This window comes from Methanobrevibacter sp. (assembly GCF_030539875.1).
Classification (GTDB): Archaea; Methanobacteriota; Methanobacteria; order Methanobacteriales; family Methanobacteriaceae; genus Methanocatella.
The window spans coordinates 15,904-36,018 of sequence record NZ_JAUNXI010000018.1; the positions used below are offsets into that span (position 1 = coordinate 15,904).

Sequence of the window (20,115 nt, forward strand, 5' to 3'; positions counted from 1 at the left end):
GATTTTAAAAAAATATTATATGAACTAAAATTTGTTGTTTAAATTATTTAAAATTTGATATTTGTTAATATGAAAAAATAAAAAAAGTAAGTAGACTTATTCTACTTTAAATCCGGCTTCTTTAACAGCTTCTTCAATATCAGCATCACTTACGTCGCCAGACATTGAAATAGTTGTAATTCCGGAATCAAGATCCGCTTTTGCATCATCAATTCCATCAATATCTTTTAATGACAATTCAACAGCGTTTACACAGGAAGGACAGTGCATACCCACAACTTTGATTTCTTTTTCACTAATAATATCACCTTCTATATTATAAATTAATTTTTGAATATTTTCATATTTAAATTTTTAATTAGGTATATAGTCTATGTTCTGACTTTTATATTTAATCAGCAGTGAAGAATAGATTATAACAATTACCGATCCTATATTATGGATTAAAGCTCCTTCTATCGGATTTAAAATTCCTAAAACTGCTAATGCCATAGCTATTATGTTTAAAGACAGTGCAAAGGCAATGCTAATAGTGATTGTTTTTATGGTTTTTCTGGATATTTCGATTAAATGTGGAATATGTTCTATATTGTCTTTTATTAATACTATTTTTGCAGCTTCAAGAGAAATGTCACTTCCAATTTTCCCCATTGCTATTCCAACATTTGATTTTCTAAGGGAAGGTGCATCATTTATTCCGTCACCTATCATTGCAATTCTGTGTTTCTTTTTTTGTTCACATTCAATATATTTGGTTTTATCTTCAGGTAAGCAATTGTATTTGATGTTTCGGATATTTACCTGATTTGCAATTGATTTTGCAGTTTTTTCGTTATCTCCTGTAAGCAGTGTTGTTTTGATTCTTAATTTTTTTAGACTGGAGATTGTTTGTTTGGAGCTTTCCCGCACTGTATCTGCAAGTATGATTTTCCCCATGACTTCCTTTTCTTTTGCAACAAATATTTCTATTTCTCCATTTTTGTTTTCATCATCGAATTTTATTGGAATTTTTTCTGATTTCAATAATCGTTTATTTCCTGCAGTTATTTTTCTTTTGTTAATCATGCCTGTAATTCCCTTTCCTATATGCATTTTAAATTCCATAACTTCTTCTAAATCATTTTTATTATAGTGTTTAACAATTGCTTTTGCTAAGGGGTGTTCTGATTTTGATTCAAGTGAAGCTAGCAAATGCATCATTTCATGAGGGTTTTCAGAAATTACTTTGACGACTTTTGGTGTTCCGTTAGTTAATGTTCCGGTTTTGTCAAATATTAATTCATCAACACAAGCCAATTCTTCTATTGACTCCCCGTCTTTTACTAAAATCCCATATTTTGTTAAATTGCCTATTGCGGCCATTATTGCAGTTGGTGTTGCTAAAACTAACGCGCATGGGCAGAAAACTACCAATATTGTTACTGATCTTGTTATTTCGAATGTGAATAAATATGTTAATATTGAAACTGTAAATGCAATTACTACAATCAATGTTGCCCATTTATCTGCTGTTTTTACAATTTTTGCGTTTTCTGGTTTTGAAGATTCAACTAATTTGATCAACTTTTGTATGGAGCTGTCTTCACCTATTTTTGTTGTTTCCATGATAAAAGAACCATAAAGGTTAATGGTTCCGCTGTATACTTCATCATGTGTGGTCTTATTCACTGGCAGAGACTCTCCTGTTAGTGTTGATTGGTCAATTGAAGTTTCACCATTAATTATTATTCCATCAGTAGGAATGCTTTCACCTGGAAGAACTTTTAAGATATCTCCCACATTCACATCTTCAATAGCTATCTTCTCTTCTGTTTCGTTTTTTATTCTTGTTGCAAGTTGCGGAGTCATATTTATTAGTTCTTTTATTTTTCCCTGTGTTTTTGATACGGTATACTCTTCTAAAAATCCTCCAATCGCCATTATTGTTGCAATTTCTCCTGCTGCAAATATTTCACCTATGATAACTGATGCAATGATGGCTATTGAAACAAGTAAATCTGCTTTAATATCAAATTCTGTAATTAATCCTTCTAAACATTCTTTAAATATGGGAATTCCGCACAGCATTATTGAAATCCAGGAAAGATGATTAATTGACAATATGAATTCCGCAACAAGGCTTATTGTTGAGATTAATATTATGATTATGTCTATTTTTTCTTTTTTGCTAAATTTTAAATTCATTTCAACTGACCTCACATCCAAATATACCATATGGGGTATAAACCTATTTTAAAAAAAATTAAAGTCTGGAGTAATATTCTAAAATTGAAGAAATATCACCTAAGGCTTCATCTGCATCTCCTTTTTCAATAGCTTGTTTAACGCAGTGTTCTAAATGGCCTTCAACAATAATATGTCCAACTTTATGCAGTGCTGATTTTGATGCATTTACTTGCATTAATATCTGTTCGCAAGGAATATCCTCTTCAATCATACGGTCAATGGCATTTAATTGGCCGATGATTTTTTTTAATCTTCGATGGAGATTATCTGTATCCATACATTGTTTCATAATAACACAACCTATACCTGTTAGGGTATATAAATTTTTTAGTATATAAAAGTTTCTTAAAAATATTTCAAAAAATAAAAAAAATAAGGGAGGAAAATTTTAAATTTAATTTTCCATCTCTTCAAGTTTTTGTGGGAAATATGTGTCTACTACATATTCAAGCCCGTATTTGGAGAAAGATTGCTGTTCTGCTTTTTTACCAATTTTAAGCATTTTTTTGATTTCAGTTTGCCAGAAATCACTTTTATACCTTGGGTCTTTTGCAAGCTCTTTAAGTCTCATTACATCAACATCTTTGAGTTTATCTGTTGGCAACTCATAATTAATGATATCTGATGCAGTTACTCCCATAAATTTAGCATCAGGTGTTGCCAAATCATGGTTAACGTGAGCTAATTTTGCACTTCCGGAAATAATTACCTGTGCAATGTGGAATCCCCAAGGGTCTCCGTCGTTACAAATATAAACAGGCAAACCTAATTCTTCATTAACTCTTTTAATGAATCTTCTTGTAGCACGTGCGGCTTGTCCTTTAAGTCCAACAATTAATGTGTTGAATCTTTTATTAGCATTTTCCTGAACCATCCTATGAAACATCCCCATGGTTTCCACAGCGATAACTCTTTCAACACCGCAGTCTAAGAATTCAACCTGGTCAATGGTTGGTGAAATGGTATAACCGGATTTTCCAGCTTTTGCAGCATTAATTTCAACATCGTCATCTAATAATGTGATGTCTCCATATACGGATGCTCCGTCTTCTTCAGGCATTAAACCTAAGTCTTCACGTGTTGTTCCAAGAGTTACCTCTAAATCTTCTCCGACAATGTTTGATTCTTGCTGTGTTTTGAAACTTATTCCCCATCCTTCGGAAACGTAATACATTTCCCTGATTGTAGCTGTTTTTTCACGTGCAACCAAATCCTTACAGAAATTGGCAACATATACCATTTGACCTAATTTTCTTATTTGCTTTACATTTCCTAAAGATCTTCTACCGTATCTGTCTCCTAACACGTAGTATCTTTTAGCATCATCGTAAACAATGTTTCCTGTACCTCTGGAAGGAACTTTAATTGAAGGAACTTTTTGCTTTTCAATTTCTTCAATGATTTCCTGACCTAATCCTTTTAATTTATTGTAGGTGTATTCTTTTCTAACTTCCTTATGAGATTTTTTATCTTCCTTTACTTCAGTCATTTAATCACCTAGTCTTCAAATCCATCGTCAATATCTTCTTCTGTGAAATTATCAAGAGTACTATTTCCTTCTTCAACAGCATATCCTCTTTCATCAACTTCTTCCATAATGATTGCTTCAATTTCTTCTTCTTCCTCTTCTTCTTCAACATTTTCACCAAGCAATTCTGCAAGAGCTCTTTTGGTAACTTTTGCCAAGACTTCCTGGTATTCAGGAACTCCGGTTTCTCCAAGTTTTGCAGCTTCTTCGATGATTACCGGCATATAATCTTCAAATACTTTGGAACGTTTTTCTTTTTCTTTTGCCGCTTTTTTAGCTCTTATATGTTTTTGAAGTTTACGAGCCAATTTCATGGTTGCCTGTCTGATTTCGTGAACGATTTCAGGTTCAGGAGATACACTTTGTTTTCCAGTTGAAAGGTAAGGTACCTGTGTTGAAATAATGTTTACAAATAAAGTTAATGGAGTGTTGTCTAAATCTTTAAGGCCGTAACGTTTCCAGTCAATGCTTTTAAGAGCTTCTGTAATAGCACAACTTCCAGCATCAAAAGTTAATGGAACTCTATTTGCAAATCTCATAATCTCGGATTTTCTTTGGTCATTTACAATTCTACCGGCGTCTCCGCCATATGCGAGACCTGCTTCAATGATAAATGAAACACCTCCTTGATAAGTTACCGGTTTTCTTGTAATTGTTTCTACAAATTCAGGTTTGAGAATCTGTTTCATACCCTTTTCGATTTGCTCTGATCCGATTGGTATAAGTCCGTCAGTTGGAGGGGCCATGAATTTCATTTTCTTAAAGCAGTGAACAATTGCTTCTGCTTCTTGGAAAGTCATGTCTTTTGGACGTTTGTTCATGTCAATTCCTGTGACTTCACTTATCTCGTCAACTCTTTTATTGGACATTCTGGATAATGAAGAGGTCAGCATGCTTTTATATCTTCTGCTGTCTGTGTTTTGTGCCATTGTCATTATGTCGTCTGCACTCACTCCTTTAGGATGAGGTAACACTTCTTTTGGAAGAACCGGAATTATGTCTGCAGCTCTTTTAAATATATATTTATGTCCTGACGGGTCTCTGAATGTGATTTTCGCATGAGGGTTTCCAATCATGGTTCTTCTGATGTATTCAAAAGCACCCTGTTCTGCAAGAGAGTAAGAAACTTCTTTAAATTGTAATTCAATACATACTCCAGTACTTTCTGCAGGGATTTCCTCTCTTTGCATTAAAATTCCGCGGTTGTTTTTAACATCCATCTGGAATTTCATTTTTACTCCTTTAATATTTCCATTTTCTTTGTAACATGAAATTACTCGGGCAGGTTTACCTGTAGTCATCTGTGAGAGTAATACACAACCACTACAACCTAATCCTTGCTGTCCTCTGGATTGTATGTTTCTGAATTTGGATCCTGCAAACATACTACAATACACTCTCATTACATAATCTTCAGGAATACCTGGGCCATTATCTTTATGTCTGAGAATATAATGTTCTTTGTCAATTCTTTTTAATTCAATATCAATTTCCGGCAATATTCCTGCTTCTTCAGCTGCATCAAAACTGTTTGTAATTAATTCGTGAAATACAATAGTCAGTGAACGGATTTTACCGGTAAATCCTAACATCTGTTTATTTTTCCTAAAGAACTCTGATGGAGTTAAGTGCTTAAAATCATTTCTCCAATCGGTTCCCGGTTCTTGATTCGGCAAAAAATTTCCTCCTAAAATTATATGTTTAACTTTATTATGTGAGGTTTTATATTTAAATAATGTTAGAGAGCATTTGAAAACTAATATTTTTACATTACCCTATCTAACTTGTCTAAATATCTATTAAAATAATAAGTTCAAAATATGTAGAAAATATGGTATTTTCAATACACTATCTATATATGTTAGTTAAAGTATATAATAGTTTTCTATTATGAATATAATTTTTATATGAAAATTGCATTATAATGCTAATTTTGTAAAAAAAAGAAAAGATAGTAACATATTAAGATGTTACTGTAACATATTTTCGTCAAATTCAATTCCGTCTTTGAATTCGATTTTATCGTCTTCAATTCCAACGAGATCTTTGAATTCTTTCATTTTCAAGGATTCTTTTTTATGCTCTAAAAACCCGTAAACTGTTTTATGCCTTGAACCCTTCAATATCATCTCAATAGCTTCTTTGGCAATCATTATATTGTCCATTTCACCAATTAATGAAACTGTTTTACCATATATCACCATATCGACTTCAAGCAGATCCATGATTATTTCACGTGTTTTTCCGTCTTTTCCAATAATTCTGGCTTTGTGTCTTGCAAGAGCTTTTTTGGATTTGCCGATATATGCCGGTAAGCTGATTACTTCTAAATAAACATCATCACTAACTAATTTTAATGCAACTTCAGGATTAAATCCTCTGGCTACAGCCTTAACAATATGATTTGCATTCCAAACGCCTAATGGATCATCCATGTCTTCAGTAGGAGTGATATAAACTGTTCCTTCTTCACCATCTATATCAAGAATAGTTCCTGTTGCTTTTTCAATGGCTTTTTTAACTCCTCCTTTGCTTCCAATTAATGCCCCTATTCTATTTTGAGGTACTTTTAAATAATCTGTTTCTGGCATATTTTCACCTTTTTTCTTAAATTAAAATTAATAATAATTATTTAATCGAAGTTATTTAAAATTTAGGATTAACATATTCAGTATAAAAAGAACTTTTACTTGCAATGTTTTCTGTAACATTTCTGTTTTAACTTTATATGCTTTTTGATAGATTAAGTTCAAGATTGAAAAAATATTTATTTTATCTTCGTTTGAAAAACATTATTAATTATAATTAATTTAACAGTGTGTTTTTAATGATATTAACAATAGAGGAAATCATTGAAAGAACCGCTCCAATTGCTATCAAACATGGTGTTAACAGCTTGGCATTTTTGGATTTTATGCTAGACATGATGCAACTGTTGATAGTGATTTGGACTTTATAATGGATGATGGTGATGTGGCTTCTTTGATTCAATACAGGTCATTAGCCAGTAATCTGGAAGATGAATTCAAATGCCATGTTGATTTAGTTTCATCATGCAGTCGCAATAAGGATTTTTTAAATCGAATACAAAGGATTGGGTTATAATCTATAAACGCTAAAGATGAATATATTAAGAAAATCCTAGAATAATGTGAAACTACTGCAAGTGATATTGAGTATTTTTTGGATGATTTTAATGAATACTTGGAAAATGACCATTACCAAAGGGCATGTGAGTTTAACATTATTCAAATTGTTGAAGTCCCAAGTTATAATTTGTATAATTGTTTTTGAAGAATATGGGTTTTTATAGTATTTGCCTTGTCTTGTCCCTTGGCAGAAATTATAGTAACTTTTTTATTCTTTGATGGATAATTTTAAAATATATTATATCAATTATCTGACAGGGTGTTCATGACAACAAAATTTATTATTAGAAAGGATGATGATCCTAAAATTATTCACAATGATTTGTCTGATTATTTGGATGTTGAATCTATTTTAAAAAATGATTATGGATATATTTATGAATCTATTCAAAATGAAGGTTTCATACTGGAAAATAAGTTTGGCGACATATTTAAAGAAATATTATTTGAAAGTAAAGTTGTAGGATTTGCTTTTTATGAATTAAATTCAATGACTAATTTCGTTTTAAATGAGATTTATATCTTGCCGGAATTTAGAGGATATTCCTTATTTTTATTAGAAATTATAATACTCCTTTCAGCAGGAAATACATTAAGTATTTTACAGCCGACAAAAAACATTGTTGAGATTTTAATTCATTATGGATTTGCATCTAAGTTAAGTGAAAATATTGTAGCTAGTGCTATTAGTTTTGATTTTAAAAATGAAGATATTTTATCTAATTCCGATGAAAAATTTGATGATGGTCAGATAATGTCTTCTAATATTTATGATTTAAATGTTCGTTCTAGTTTGTTTCTTATGGATATTTCAACTCCTGGAAAGAATGTAATTTATTATCATGAAGAACTTGAAAATGATTTTAATGAGTATGGAAAACGTAAATCATTAAATGAAAGTTATTTTAATGAAATCAAAGAATTATTTTTGCAAAATTCTGACGAATTTACTCAAATGATGATTGATTTAAAAGAAAGATTGCCAAAGTCTCAATTTGGTTTTGAGGTAATCATAGGTTATGATGATGAATTTTCAGATTATATGCAAGACTTGATTGATGGGGATATTATTTCAGAAGATAAGGCTAAAAATATTAAAGATATTTTAACTGGGGAATATGAACGAGGCGAAGTCACCGATGATGGAATCATTACCCGTTTTAATTTTTTTATCAACGATTTAGATTCACAAATCGATCATTTCAATATTCAGGAGATGAATGCTAATTTGTGTCCTTATTGTTGTAATCCGATAAATTTATCAGATGAATCCTGTCAAATTTGTGGTTATAATCTGTTTTATGAAGATGAGGGAGATGATTTTGATTTTATAGATGATGATTTTGAAGATAGATTAATCATCGATAAAGACACGGGGGTTTCTAGTTTGTTAGAATTATTCAAAATATTTGATAGGAAATACAAACTTGAAGACATTGATTATGGAAAAGAATGCCCTACAAGCTATGATTTGGATCAATATAAAATTTTGAAATTCATAGATGAATATCATAATTTAGATTTGGTATTTCTCATTCTAAATGATTTGAAATTGCCTCAAAATATATTTGCCGATTTATTATTTGAAGAGGGATATGTCACTTATGAAATCACAAAAGAAACTTGGTTTGATTTTGCTAATAATGAGTTAACAGTAAATGATTTAAAAGATATCCTAAGAGCAAATGGGCTGAAGGTTTCAGGAAGAAAACAAGAACTCATTGACAGAATTGCCGAAAATGATATCTCTTTTAATGAATTTATTTCTGATAAACTATTTTTAACGGAAAAAGGTAAAAATTATTTAAATGAATATTCCTGGATTGGGCTGTTCATTGAATTTTTAAGGAATTTTGATTTCGATGACTTTTACAGATTTTATAATGCTGCTGAAGGGAATTTCAATGAAATTGTTTCTGAATATCTTGATGAACATATTAAACTAGCTGAAAAGGATATGGATTTTAATTATTTAATGGATTGTTTTTCTTCTAAAGCAATATTTTCGGAATTGGATGAAAATTTAGATGAGGCATTAAAATGGGAAATGAGAAGATTTTGTTTGACAATCAATTCAATTTGTTTAGATATGTCTTTTAATGCTCGTTCTTTGCCTTTAAACAAAGAAAATATAAATAATTTGAGATTATTGAAAGATGAACTTTCAATTGAAGCAATATTTGATTCATTTGAAGAATCTTGGGATTATTTTAAATTTAATAAGTTCATTGTTTCAAAAGATGAGGCTATAATTCTTCTTGAAAAACTGATTAATGATAATGAAAATTTGGAATTGATTAATGCAGAACTTAAAGATAGATATTTTGGAAAAATGAATAATGATAATTTTATTCAAACAGATTTAAATGATTATTTTAAATGATTTAGTTAGTTTAATCCAAAACTATTGATGTCTTTAAAACTTATCATGATAACCTTTCTGCAGGTAACATTTGATTTTTTTTACTTAATTAAATTTGTGGAAGTCTTTTATAATTTCATTGCTTATTTTAACAGTTAATGTGAAACAATTCTACAAATTCTTTAAAATGTGGGTGTTGCGATTACTTTTCAAATGCTCCCTCATTGATTTAATTATGATTTTCACCAAAAAGACTATTGTCAATTAAATTAAAAGCAGGTTATGATGAAGGGGCTCAAAGTGTTACAATTTGTAACAGGTTGAAAATGCTTGTTAAAGATGGTAAAATGCGTGAACAGATGTTGCTACTGCAAAACAACTATTTCGTATCATCCAGTCTATACCTTCTCCAAATGCCGAACCATTCAAGCAGTTGCCGGCTCAAATGGGTAGTGAAAGGCTGGTGGGATAGCAGATCCAGAAATGGCTATTGAAGGGCGGTTGCCACTTTTCGTGAAAAAGGCAACAGCGAAGAATGGATTACTCAAAGATTGGGGCGCATTGAAATAAGAAAGGATTTGACTGCTGAATGGTAGGGCATGTGTTTAAAAAAAGGTGAAGAATATGCAATACTCGCCAATGAGATTAGTCAAGCATCTTTTGGCATAACAACTAGGGAGCATAAAAAGATTAAAGGGTGAAAAAGGAGAACCTTCGCGATAACATGACCAATGCCGAACTGGTTATTTGTATGCTGGGAGAGTTGGCCACTACTGAAATCACCAAAACCGAAAATCCTCAGGGCTTTAAAGAAAGCAAATTGTTGCAAGAGATAGTGGAAACATTGCCTGTAGTGCCTTAAGGGAATTGGAAAATCGAACCGGACGAAAAGTGGTAAGTAGCAAAAATCCTAAAGGTCCAAGGTTATTGGATGAAAATTTAAAGTAGTGCAATTTAGAAAATATTGGATAGATTTTGGCCTTTATTTTTCTCTTATTTTTTTATATGAACGATTCAAAAGGCTGGTCCAACATATTCCCAGATTTCTTCAAAACTAGTTTCAACACCAAGTTTGGTATATTCGCGAACAAGTGTGTTAATGTCTCTTTCAAGAAGTTCCTTTGAAATTGGATTGTCTAAAACTACTGACTGTGAAACATCAATAATCACAGGTTCCTCATTTTTATTCAGTATATTGTAATTTGACAAATCCCCATGTACCAGTTTTGCTTCATTTACAAATAATTTTAAGTTTACTAATAGCTTATTGAAGAATTCCTCAGGATTTTTTGGTGGCTGGTTTTTTACAGGCTGTGCAGGATTTCCGTTTTCATCTCCAATAAATTCAATTAGTAGTATGTTATTGGCGCTTGTAATCGGTTTGGGCGCATTTACTCCTGCTGCTTCAAGTCTTTTTAAATTTTTATATTCTTTGGTAACCCATGAATAGATTATTTTTCGTTTATTTTTAGTTTTAAGGTTAAATCTAGGATCTCCCTTAAGATAATAATCCATTTTTTTAAAATCAGATGTGGCGATTCTGTAAATTTTTACGGCTATGAATTTCTCATCGTCAGTAACGCCTGTAAGTACATTGGCTTCCTTTCCGGTACTTATGGCTCCATTTAAAATATTAATGTATCCCTGATTAGCAAATTTATATAATGTTTCTAATGTTATTTTATCAAAAATTTCATTTCCCACTTTTCTATCGGAGCTATCTTTTTTTCTTTTGCGGGAATGTATTTTTTTGTGTTTTTCATCAGCTTTTGCTATTTTGGAATCCATTATAATCAAAAAAATAAGTTTATTAGACTACATTTTTAAGTAGCCTTTTCTTTCAAGCCAATTTGATTCGGTTTTTGTGTATCTCCAAATCACATCAGCCTTTTCATCAGATTGGAAATCCCATGGTTTTACAAGAATAACGTCTCCTTCACGAATCCAAATACGTTTTTTCATTTTTCCAGGGATTCTAGTCATTCTCATATGTCCATCAGCGCAACGAACTTTTAATTTCCCATGGCCCATGATTTGTTCTACCACTCCAGGGATTTCTCCTTTTTTAGGGGTTCTCACTCTTCTGTATTCTTGTTGTTGATTTTGATTAGGTTTTGACAAATACTCTCCTCCAAAATTATAAATAATGTATCTCTCTATAAGATTAAATTATTTATATATTTATCAATATATGTATTATAAATTTATCCTATTTTTAATGCTCTATTTATATAATTTGAGAGTACTTCTAAAAATAGTTTATTGATGGGTTAAAAATAACTGTTCGTATAATACTAAATGAACAAAAAAAATAGTATAATTTCCGAGAGGGTTGTAAGAGAGATAATTTGAAAAGTAATAAATCACTAAAAAAAATAAACCAGGAACAAAAAAATAATGGTCCTGGCCAACTAACTTTTTACATCCAAGTTCACATTCGAGGCTACTAACTGGATGACTTTTTAGACATACATCATCGTAAAAAAAAATGAGAATTATATTGGAGTTACACTGTAATAATTGATAGACCTGCCATTAGTGGCATTATCAATCTGTGAAAACTTACACCTTTTCAATCCTTTTGTCGGATCAGCCACAAGATATGAATCACCAGATACGCCATAAATCAAAATATAATGGCCGTAATTATTCACATAACCTAAGCATGATGGTTTGGTCTTACCACCAGTTTCAATATGTGCAATTACTGTTTTGCCTAATCGTAAATTATTTTTCACTGCGGATGAAATCCTGGTAATTTTTGTTACTTTATAACCAAGACTTTTTGCACCAGCAATAAGATTTTCTGGACTGGTACCATTATGATTAGTCTTGCATTTTTTAGCACAATCCTTTTCACTTATGTAGCTGTATAACATTTGAATAGCCATCGAGAGACTTGTTGGTCCGCAATTATATGCATTATTCTGATAATCCAACACTAAAGGATTGTTAGCTGTTGAATTTAAAGTGACATAATTGGGATACCTTCCATGCTTACGTATGAAGACATTTTGTGCTTCAAATAATCCGTTATAATGTGTTTTGTTTAATTTATGATTTTTACCAGCCATATCAGTCATTGTAACTGATGATGGCAATCCTTTGTTATTTTTTATAGATGTTCTTATAATCTTTGATGCTTTATTCATTTCTTTTTTGCTAAATTTAACCATATTCTTTTCCTCATACTTTAATTTATTTTATTTTTAATGTAATTTCTTTACTAGATGCACCATATTCAATGTCGCCACCGAAATTGAAGTTAACGGCATAATCTCCCGGATTTAAGTTAACTTTTATTTTAAATTTTCCTTCCGCATCTGTTTTTGCAGTGTATGTTTTAGTTATTGCTTTTTCAGTTGTTGTAGTAGTGACTGGTTTGGTTGTTTTCTTTGTTGTAGTTTTAGCTGATGGTTTATTCTTGAAACCAGGAAAATTACTTGCGATTTCTTTTGCAGACTTGCCTTCTGCAATCCCAATACCTGCATTCAATAGATTGGTTCGAGGTTTATTCCATCCTTTAAAACTTGATGGGCTGAAATTATCATCATGAGCTCTTGGAAGAAACTTATCAGTTAATACCCGATTATACAAACCTATAACCATTTTTGCTTTTTTCTTTTTCAGAACTGAATGATAATGAGAAGAATAACATTGTTCTTTTAAAGTACCAGCACATAGCCCACCATACAGTGTGAAATAGATGCCCTTCTTTTTAACTTTTGAAATATCCTTATAATGTGTGGATGGACCAATTCCACCAACTGTGACACTATATCCTCTTTTCCTCAATAAATCTGCTATATCATTCATTAATTTTTTATCACTTGATTTTGAATTAATGTTATCAGTATTCATGTAAACATGAATTCCGGTACCTTCTTTAAGTTCAGAAGTAGTTGTAGTTGTGACATTTTTAGTAGTTGTTATAGTGGTCTCAGGTTTGGTTATATTGATTGAACATAATTTATCACTGAGTAGTTCATCTTCAGTTTTTAATACTGCAGTGACAAATCCTCCTTTTTTAATAGTTGTATTGCTTGCAGTGATCCTTGTTGCTTTTTGATTAATTCTCGTTCCGATGTCTGCATTAGCTAAAGTGATTTTAGTTTCTCCAAGTAAGTGCGGGTTTTTTTCAATTTTCGAAATTTGAACTCTTACTAACTTAGAATAACCCGGTACTTTCACATACAATCTATCATACACATTAAAATTATTATCTCCGTTAATTTGAGTTATATCTTTCAAGTCAACTTCAAGATTTAATTTAGGGTATCTCTTATCAATCAAAGTATTTGCGCATCTATTGTAAATAACATATTTGTTTGTTTCTGATGTTTGAATTACACCAATCTTGGGAAGTATTAGTGAAGTGGGATTTTCACCTTTTGATAGGATCGTATTATATTCCACTTCGGTTTCAACATCGTCCCGAATAAATAATTCATTAGCTCGTTTTTCAAATGGAGCTGCCCAATAAGCAGTTACTGTTTCAATAACATTATTATTTTCGTCAGTTGATTTTTCAATAATCATTGGAATGTTAGTGCCTTTGCTAACAACAAGATTATTCCATTCGTTGATGATTGTTTGTAGATCTGCACGTGTTACTTCACCAGCTTCTCCACTTCCATTTAAACTTAATACTGGAGCAATTGCTTTGTATGTATCGGATTCTGTGATTTCATGTTCAATATTTTCGGCATTGAAGTTTAAATCTATAACTCTATCGTGTTCAATACCTGCATGTGATGGTTGTAAAAAATCAAGGTATCTGTGTATAATATTATTTTCTGTGTCTTTTTCATATCTTGTTTTGAAAATATTGCTTGTTTCTTCTTCAATGTATCGTAAAAGCCCTAATTTAGTCATTGTACCATTTAGTGCGACATTTCCTCTACTGCCCATACATGGTTCGACAACACCTATATTGAAATAATTCCCAAATTGTTCCTCTAGCAATGTCCTGTTAATTGTTTTTGTTTCAGCAGAATATTGTTTAAATAGTTCAACATAATTTAGTTCGACAAGCACTTCTTCCAATTCCAATTCCACATTATTCTTGTCCCAGTAATCGTATTTGATTGAATTACTAATTACATATAAACAACCATTTAAACAATTTTTTTCAGGAACCCATGCTTTATTACCTATTTTGAATAATTCTTTTGTCAGATTAATATTTGCAGTGTCAAGAGGATAAGTTATAGTTATCCTCTGTAGTTCTCCTATTTCGCTGACTTGTTTTATTTCCAATTGTTCAGTATCAAGATATTTTAACGGTTCTTCTTGTTGATTTAGTATTAATACTGTGAAACTCACATTACCACCTTTCAAAAAATCTAACAGATTGTATATTTGCAGTGTTATTACAGTTGAAACTATATTCTCCTTGTATGACGAACCAGTCACAATTAATATCAACATCAGAAGTAATGTTTATATTTACATACTCTTCAGCATTATCAGGGTTATCTTCAAGCAAATATGCTTCACGATTGCTACAATCAATTCGTAATAATTTATTAACAATGTTATTGCCACGAATAATTAATTCCTGATTACTTCTGTCTTCAGTAATAACTACCGTATTCTCCAATGCAACAACGTAAATTTCAGGATTGACTTTTGCAATACTATTATTCACACCGTATGCGTTAGAAATATTCATATTCTTGTTGATACTAGTACCAGATGGGACAATTAATTTTATAGTTCCATCATAATTAGCAGATTCTGCCTTAGCATCAATTGCATCTTCAGTAATGAATTCCCAAATCCTATCAGGATAATGTGAAAATTCAATAGTATTTAAGATAGGTTTGTTGAATTTATCACGTTCATTAGCAAATAATCTCCCAATACGTTCAAGGAATTTTGCAGTTTCTGTTATGGTACAACCAAAAACACTAAATTCAATTTCAATTTCTTTTTTCTGAATACTGCTACGATATGCTATTGTTGAATCGGTTCCGTCAACATCCAAGTATTTAACCTCATTTTCAGTACCTGCAGGAATTTTCACAGTATTAAGGAACATATTATAATATCTCACATCCTTACCATTCACACGACATTTTACCAGTGATTCTTCTACTTCAAGATAATGGAATGTGACTTTAATATTATTCAGTTCAATGTAACTATCATAGTTAAATGCGTTCAGCAGGTTTAGTTCTAATTCAAAATTATCAAGATTACCATCAAGGAAATCATCGAAACTAAGACCCCATAAGTCAAATTCCCCACCAATACTTTGAGAATCAGTTGTGGGATTGACATTAATGCTTCTTTGACCAGTTTTATTATTTATCACTAATTTCATCAGTAATGCAAATTCTGAATCACAATTAACATCAAAATCAACACTAACTCCTTGGATAACTACATTATTCTCTAATGCCAAACCAGATATATCGAAACCATACACACGAATTGGATTGGTACTCTTATTGCTTGGAACATTCGCAACACAAAAATCATCACTACTGCTTATTTGTTTTATTGGATAAGGGAAAAGACCGGGTGCTTCACGATTCACAATAAATTCTGTTTCCATCAAGCAAGGATAAGTGTATTGTATTTTAAATGCTCTTGCATTTGCTTCAAGATATTCTCCAGTAATAAAAATTATCACAGGATATTCTGAGTGATAAATAAAATCAACACTTAATTCCTCTTCAACATTAGGTGCACTAACGGATTCAGAGAAATAAGTATAATTTAAATAATCTGAATCTGTAAAATCATCATATTTTTCACCATTAAAAACACCTAAACGATAATTGTTATTGTATGGGTCAAAAAGGTTAATATTATCAACATCAAGCAGTAATTTAAATACACTGCTTACAGTATATGTTTTCCCATCTCCCAAACGATCTAAAATTTTCTCATCTAACACTATTTTTGAGAAAAAAGGAATTGTTAATTCACTGTTTTTAATTTTGATATTATAGTTTTTTGTAACATTCTCAAAAACAGTAGTGAAAGTATGATTACCAGATATATGGCACTTTATTTTAAATGCCATTTCTGAGACGTTTTGTTCAGATAACTCAGGAGTAAAAACATAATTATTTCCATCAAAAATTACTTGATCATTTCCACTAAGAAGTGAAACCTCAAAATTATCCGGAAAGTTAATATTAACTGGTGAGGAAGTATTAGTTGTTTTTTCTGAAACAACAGAAACCAGAAGCTCACCATCTTCACCACTATTAATCACCTCATCATAATCAACATACAACTCTATACGATTATCTGAAACTTTAAAAATTGTTTTAGTACTTGTATTTGTTGTTGATTCTCTGAAAAGTAATGATTTGTTCCCACTTGTTGTGAATAATACTTTAAAGCCTACATTAATGGATTTAGTGTTTTGGAAATTACCTTGCCAGGTGACAACATTTCCATTAACTGTAAAAACACCATTCCCTCTTGTTTTTTCTTTAAAAACAACACCTGAAGGTAATGAAAAACTAACTTTCGAAGCATATGAACTTATATTTCCAGTTTTACTAGTTAATGAAAGATTAATTTCTGCAGAATCCCCAACAAGATATTCTTCATTTTGCATTGCTGAAGAACTAATACTAAAACTAAAATCTGTATAAGTAACTTCCACCCAAACATCTTTTAACTGAATTTGTGCAGGATTAGTACTACTATTTGCAGGATAATTAATTTTAACTCCAAAATTACCATTATTGATTTTAGATGGTGAAATATCAACATTACTAAAAGTTGTAACGAAACTTTTACTACTTGTTGGAACAGCATATCCTTTCGCATTATAACTTGTAGTTAATAATGAAATCGTAGGGGAAGCAAAAACACCATAAGCACCACCTATACGATTTTTACGATGAGTATAACCTACACGAATACGAGTTATTTTAGCATGAGCAGGGATATTAAAACCAAAATTTTTAAGACTAATGGTGCTGGGTCTGTTCCAAGTACCCGTTTTACCTCCAATTAAAGTATAATCATTATTACTACTTGTAACACCACAATTAGCCCAATTAACACCACTTTTAAGATTATCTAAATTAGTCCATTTACGATAATATTTCTCACCTTTATATGATCCACTTGTTTGTGTGATGCTTTGAGCATATTTTTCAACTGTAACCATTCTATATCGCCCCCTGTGCAGGAATATATGTTGCAGTTAATTTAACACCAATGAAATATATTTGTCCTATTTCACCACTTGTATTTGCAGGGAATTGTGCTTTAACTGTAACTCCATCATTCAAACCGGCAGCTGTTGCTCCTGAATAATTGAATGTTCCTGAAACATATGTGCCTTTTCCAGGAGTTCCTGCAGTTTTTGTATGAGTTGAACCTGACCCATCACCTGAAATAGTGATTGTTGGAGCACCGATTGAAGCATACCCACTTCCACTCGTATATTTAACAAGTTGGCTTTTCCAATCTGCTTTAAGATTTGTTACTGTGCAACCAGAAGGCAATGAAAATTTAATAACTTTTGATAGTAAGCAAGGTTTCTTATGACTTCCAGATGAAGTTGCAATGTTTGTACATCTTGCATAATTCGTATTACAGTCAGTGTAAGCATCTGTCCAACTGCGAGTGGAGGTTGTTTCCGCAGCAACATCCCATGTTCCAGGACATTTGCTTTCTGTTTTTGGAGATAATATTTTAAATGTTTTAGAAATGCTAACTGATTCATATTTAGAATCTCCATTGAATTTGTAAGTTATAGTGTAACTAGAACCTGCTGTTCCATTAAATGCTTTTGTCACTTTACCTTCAATATTTGTAGTTAATGTTCCACTTGTAGCCCCACTAAGCACAACAGACTTATTAGCCAATACAGTACCTTTACTATTTTTTAGAATAGCTCCTACTTTCCAACCAGAGTAAATATCTGATGTAATTACAGTAATCAGAGGTTTATCTTTAATGATATTAACAACAACATTACTGCTTTGAGATGAATTATACTCATCTGTTTCGTTAAATACTGCATGAAAAGTATGTTCTTTAATTTCAGTAGCAGAATAATTATAATTAGCAACATTACCTGTTAATGATACAGTTTCTAATAATTTATCATCATCATAGAAACTAACAGTGCCATTGATAGTCTGATTATCCTCTGAGGATACGGTTGCAGATAATGTGAAATCCTCAATAAAACTAATACTTGATGAACTATTACTGCTTGTTAGAGAAGTAACAGTATTTAATTTTCCAACAGTAACTGTTTCAGAGATAGTTTTTGAAGAATAATAGTTATTTTCAACCGAACTTACTTCCACAACCATATCTCCATTAGATGAAACAATATAATTCAGAACAAATTGCCCATTATTATCAGTAACTCCGGTATATTGAGTATCCAAAATATCAATAATCAATTCAATACCTTCTAAAAGATTACCCATTTTATCAGTTACATAAAAAGTTAGAGGAATAGTATCTCCAGTATTATACTGTGCCGAAGGATAGTGTAAATTAATAGATGGTTCAGATAATTTTATGGTTTTAGTTACAATAGGGGATTGTGAAGGCAAATACTCAACAGTTTTATTAAAAACAGCTTTAAAATTTAAATCGCTCCCATAATCTCTTTTTAAATCATGAGCATTATAATAATTCAAACATCCTCCCTGTTCATCAGTGATGCTTGAATTTAATAATGTATCATCATTATAAATTTCAACAACACCTCCACTTATGGGAACATTATCATCACGTAAAAGAGTAGCATTAACAACAACGGTATCTGCAACATCTATAACATTAGGATATACATTTAAAGCAATACTTGTGTTATAATAAACATAAACAGTAACATTTGTGCTTGTTGCATCATACTGCAACTCATCATTTGTTTTAACAACAATAATATGTTCTCCACGAACATCACTTGAGTATTCATACTCACAAACACCATCCACTGTTTCATCAGAACCCAATAACACATCATTTTCATAGAAAAACACATGTACATTATCAATAAATTCATCATCACTATTTTTTAATGTTGCTTTCAAAGTCAAACTTTCATTTGGAGCAACACCCTCAGCAGGAATCAATTCCACATTAACATATGCTTTTTCCCCATTTAATTTTATTTCAAAAACGGGCAAATCAAGATTATCATGATTAAAAATAGTATCAGTTAGAATTGGAGAGCAATTGCTGCCCTCCATATGTTCTAACTGATTATCACTATTCATTACATTACCCAACCCCCTACTACTCTCTGAGTAAACTACATATTCTTTCATATTATCCCTCTACTCCTTTTTTGTTTACCTTCAATTTTCGATTTAGCTTTTAAATCTGCCAACTGAAAACGGAGATTATTTGCTAAACTTTTAATCCAATTATCACTACTGGTAGTTTCATTGATTAATCTTGCAACTTCCTCAGCAGAAACACCTTCCGGCAAATCAATGAATTTATGAATATGTTCAACTGTTACTTTACCTTTAATCTCAACATCCTCATCATTAGAGTTGTTATCCACTACAACAGTAGAATCATTTTCAGATTTAATGGCATCAACAAATTCACCAAATGTCAAACCTCTTTGAGCAGGTCCTGCATGACTAGCGGCAGGTGTCCAATTACGCTGATTCATCCAACCAGTAGTGTCCATTTTGTGCCCGGCAACATTTGCCCAGAAATGACCTACACTTCCCCAATGCCCATGAACTTTATTTGCAGGTAAACCACAAGCATGAGCAAGAGCAATTAATGCATCTGAGGAATCACTACAATTCATGTATCCGGCTCTGAAAGCATTCATCCAAGAACCATACTTATCACTATCAAAATAGAAATCATATTCGCATTGACCGAAT

Annotated in this window: 16 protein-coding genes and 1 pseudogene; 4 read left to right on the forward strand and 13 right to left on the reverse strand. The window is 31.4% G+C overall.

Going from position 1 to position 20,115, the window contains the following annotated elements; all coding sequences use genetic code 11:
* Positions 1-96: 96 nt before the first annotated feature.
* The 6 genes from Q4Q16_RS07495 to Q4Q16_RS07520 all read right to left on the reverse strand — a co-directional run bounded on the left by Q4Q16_RS07495 (position 97) and on the right by Q4Q16_RS07520 (position 6,345).
* Positions 97-276 (reverse strand): heavy-metal-associated domain-containing protein, encoded by a 180-nt coding sequence (locus Q4Q16_RS07495; RefSeq protein WP_303347106.1) that lies wholly within the window; start codon positions 274-276, stop codon positions 97-99.
* Positions 277-354: 78 nt separating this feature from the next.
* Entirely contained in the window at positions 355-2,184 is a 1,830-nt protein-coding gene (locus tag Q4Q16_RS07500; protein ID WP_303347107.1) for a cation-translocating P-type ATPase, read from the reverse strand.
* Between the two features lie 58 nt (positions 2,185-2,242).
* A complete protein-coding gene (locus Q4Q16_RS07505; RefSeq protein WP_303347108.1) occupies positions 2,243-2,515 on the reverse strand; it encodes a metal-sensing transcriptional repressor in 273 nt (90 codons plus the stop codon).
* 105 nt (positions 2,516-2,620) lie between these two features.
* Complete coding sequence (locus Q4Q16_RS07510) at positions 2,621-3,715, reverse strand: DNA topoisomerase IV subunit A (RefSeq protein ID WP_303347109.1); 1,095 nt, start codon at positions 3,713-3,715, stop codon at positions 2,621-2,623.
* 8 nt (positions 3,716-3,723) lie between these two features.
* Entirely contained in the window at positions 3,724-5,430 is a 1,707-nt protein-coding gene (top6B, locus tag Q4Q16_RS07515) for a DNA topoisomerase VI subunit B (RefSeq protein ID WP_303347110.1), read from the reverse strand.
* Between the two features lie 294 nt (positions 5,431-5,724).
* Entirely contained in the window at positions 5,725-6,345 is a 621-nt protein-coding gene (locus tag Q4Q16_RS07520; protein WP_303347111.1) for a KH domain-containing protein, read from the reverse strand.
* A gap of 236 nt (positions 6,346-6,581) precedes the next feature.
* On the opposite strand from Q4Q16_RS07520, the gene Q4Q16_RS07525 reads away from it, so the two are divergent.
* From Q4Q16_RS07525 to Q4Q16_RS07540, 4 genes are all read left to right on the forward strand, one after another.
* Positions 6,582-6,713: a hypothetical protein gene (locus tag Q4Q16_RS07525; protein ID WP_303347112.1), complete on the forward strand. Its 132-nt coding sequence runs from the start codon at positions 6,582-6,584 to the stop codon at positions 6,711-6,713.
* Entirely contained in the window at positions 6,713-6,859 is a 147-nt protein-coding gene (locus Q4Q16_RS07530; RefSeq protein WP_303347113.1) for a hypothetical protein, read from the forward strand. Before Q4Q16_RS07525 ends, Q4Q16_RS07530 begins: the two co-directional genes overlap by 1 nt.
* A gap of 309 nt (positions 6,860-7,168) precedes the next feature.
* On the forward strand, positions 7,169-9,286 hold the full coding sequence (locus Q4Q16_RS07535) for an SAP domain-containing protein (protein ID WP_303347114.1): 2,118 nt from the start codon (positions 7,169-7,171) through the stop codon (positions 9,284-9,286).
* Between the two features lie 676 nt (positions 9,287-9,962).
* Complete coding sequence (locus Q4Q16_RS07540; RefSeq protein ID WP_303347115.1) at positions 9,963-10,127, forward strand: hypothetical protein; 165 nt, start codon at positions 9,963-9,965, stop codon at positions 10,125-10,127.
* 152 nt (positions 10,128-10,279) lie between these two features.
* On the opposite strand, the gene Q4Q16_RS07545 is transcribed toward Q4Q16_RS07540, so the two are convergent.
* From Q4Q16_RS07545 to Q4Q16_RS07575, 7 genes and pseudogenes are all read right to left on the reverse strand, one after another.
* Entirely contained in the window at positions 10,280-11,053 is a 774-nt protein-coding gene (locus Q4Q16_RS07545; RefSeq protein ID WP_303347116.1) for a serine protein kinase RIO, read from the reverse strand.
* Between the two features lie 27 nt (positions 11,054-11,080).
* A complete protein-coding gene (gene eif1A, locus Q4Q16_RS07550) occupies positions 11,081-11,386 on the reverse strand; it encodes a translation initiation factor eIF-1A (protein ID WP_303347117.1) in 306 nt (101 codons plus the stop codon).
* Between the two features lie 374 nt (positions 11,387-11,760).
* Positions 11,761-12,441 (reverse strand): cysteine peptidase family C39 domain-containing protein, encoded by a 681-nt coding sequence (locus Q4Q16_RS07555; protein WP_303347118.1) that lies wholly within the window; start codon positions 12,439-12,441, stop codon positions 11,761-11,763.
* Between the two features lie 22 nt (positions 12,442-12,463).
* Positions 12,464-14,590 carry a hypothetical protein gene (locus Q4Q16_RS07560; protein WP_303347119.1) on the reverse strand — a complete coding sequence of 709 codons (2,127 nt, stop codon included), beginning with the start codon at positions 14,588-14,590 and terminating at the stop codon, positions 12,464-12,466.
* A gap of 1 nt (position 14,591) precedes the next feature.
* Positions 14,592-17,408 carry a hypothetical protein gene (locus Q4Q16_RS07565; RefSeq protein WP_303347120.1) on the reverse strand — a complete coding sequence of 939 codons (2,817 nt, stop codon included), beginning with the start codon at positions 17,406-17,408 and terminating at the stop codon, positions 14,592-14,594.
* A gap of 1 nt (position 17,409) precedes the next feature.
* The gene (locus Q4Q16_RS07570; protein ID WP_303347121.1) at positions 17,410-19,536 is read right to left on the reverse strand and encodes an Ig-like domain-containing protein; all 2,127 of its coding nucleotides are present in this window, start codon (positions 19,534-19,536) and stop codon (positions 17,410-17,412) included.
* A pseudogene (locus Q4Q16_RS07575) lies at positions 19,533-20,115 on the reverse strand (TetR family transcriptional regulator); the annotation flags it as partial. The gene Q4Q16_RS07570 and the pseudogene Q4Q16_RS07575, both read right to left, overlap by 4 nt.

Excerpts from the sequence above, each read along its gene's own strand:
- Q4Q16_RS07500 (WP_303347107.1), bottom strand. The coding sequence starts at position 2,184 with ATGAATTTAAAATTTAGCAAAAAAGAAAAAATAGACATAATCATAATA.
- Q4Q16_RS07555 (WP_303347118.1), bottom strand. The coding sequence starts at position 12,441 with ATGGTTAAATTTAGCAAAAAAGAAATGAATAAAGCATCAAAGATTATA.
- Q4Q16_RS07545 (WP_303347116.1), bottom strand. The coding sequence starts at position 11,053 with ATGGATTCCAAAATAGCAAAAGCTGATGAAAAACACAAAAAAATACAT.
- Q4Q16_RS07505 (WP_303347108.1), bottom strand. The coding sequence starts at position 2,515 with ATGAAACAATGTATGGATACAGATAATCTCCATCGAAGATTAAAAAAA.
- Q4Q16_RS07520 (WP_303347111.1), bottom strand. The coding sequence starts at position 6,345 with ATGCCAGAAACAGATTATTTAAAAGTACCTCAAAATAGAATAGGGGCA.
- Q4Q16_RS07570 (WP_303347121.1), bottom strand. The coding sequence starts at position 19,536 with ATGAAAGAATATGTAGTTTACTCAGAGAGTAGTAGGGGGTTGGGTAAT.
- Q4Q16_RS07530 (WP_303347113.1), top strand. The coding sequence starts at position 6,713 with ATGGATGATGGTGATGTGGCTTCTTTGATTCAATACAGGTCATTAGCC.
- Q4Q16_RS07510 (WP_303347109.1), bottom strand. The coding sequence starts at position 3,715 with ATGACTGAAGTAAAGGAAGATAAAAAATCTCATAAGGAAGTTAGAAAA.
- Q4Q16_RS07565 (WP_303347120.1), bottom strand. The coding sequence starts at position 17,408 with ATGGTTACAGTTGAAAAATATGCTCAAAGCATCACACAAACAAGTGGA.
- Q4Q16_RS07535 (WP_303347114.1), top strand. The coding sequence starts at position 7,169 with ATGACAACAAAATTTATTATTAGAAAGGATGATGATCCTAAAATTATT.
- Q4Q16_RS07525 (WP_303347112.1), top strand. The coding sequence starts at position 6,582 with ATGATATTAACAATAGAGGAAATCATTGAAAGAACCGCTCCAATTGCT.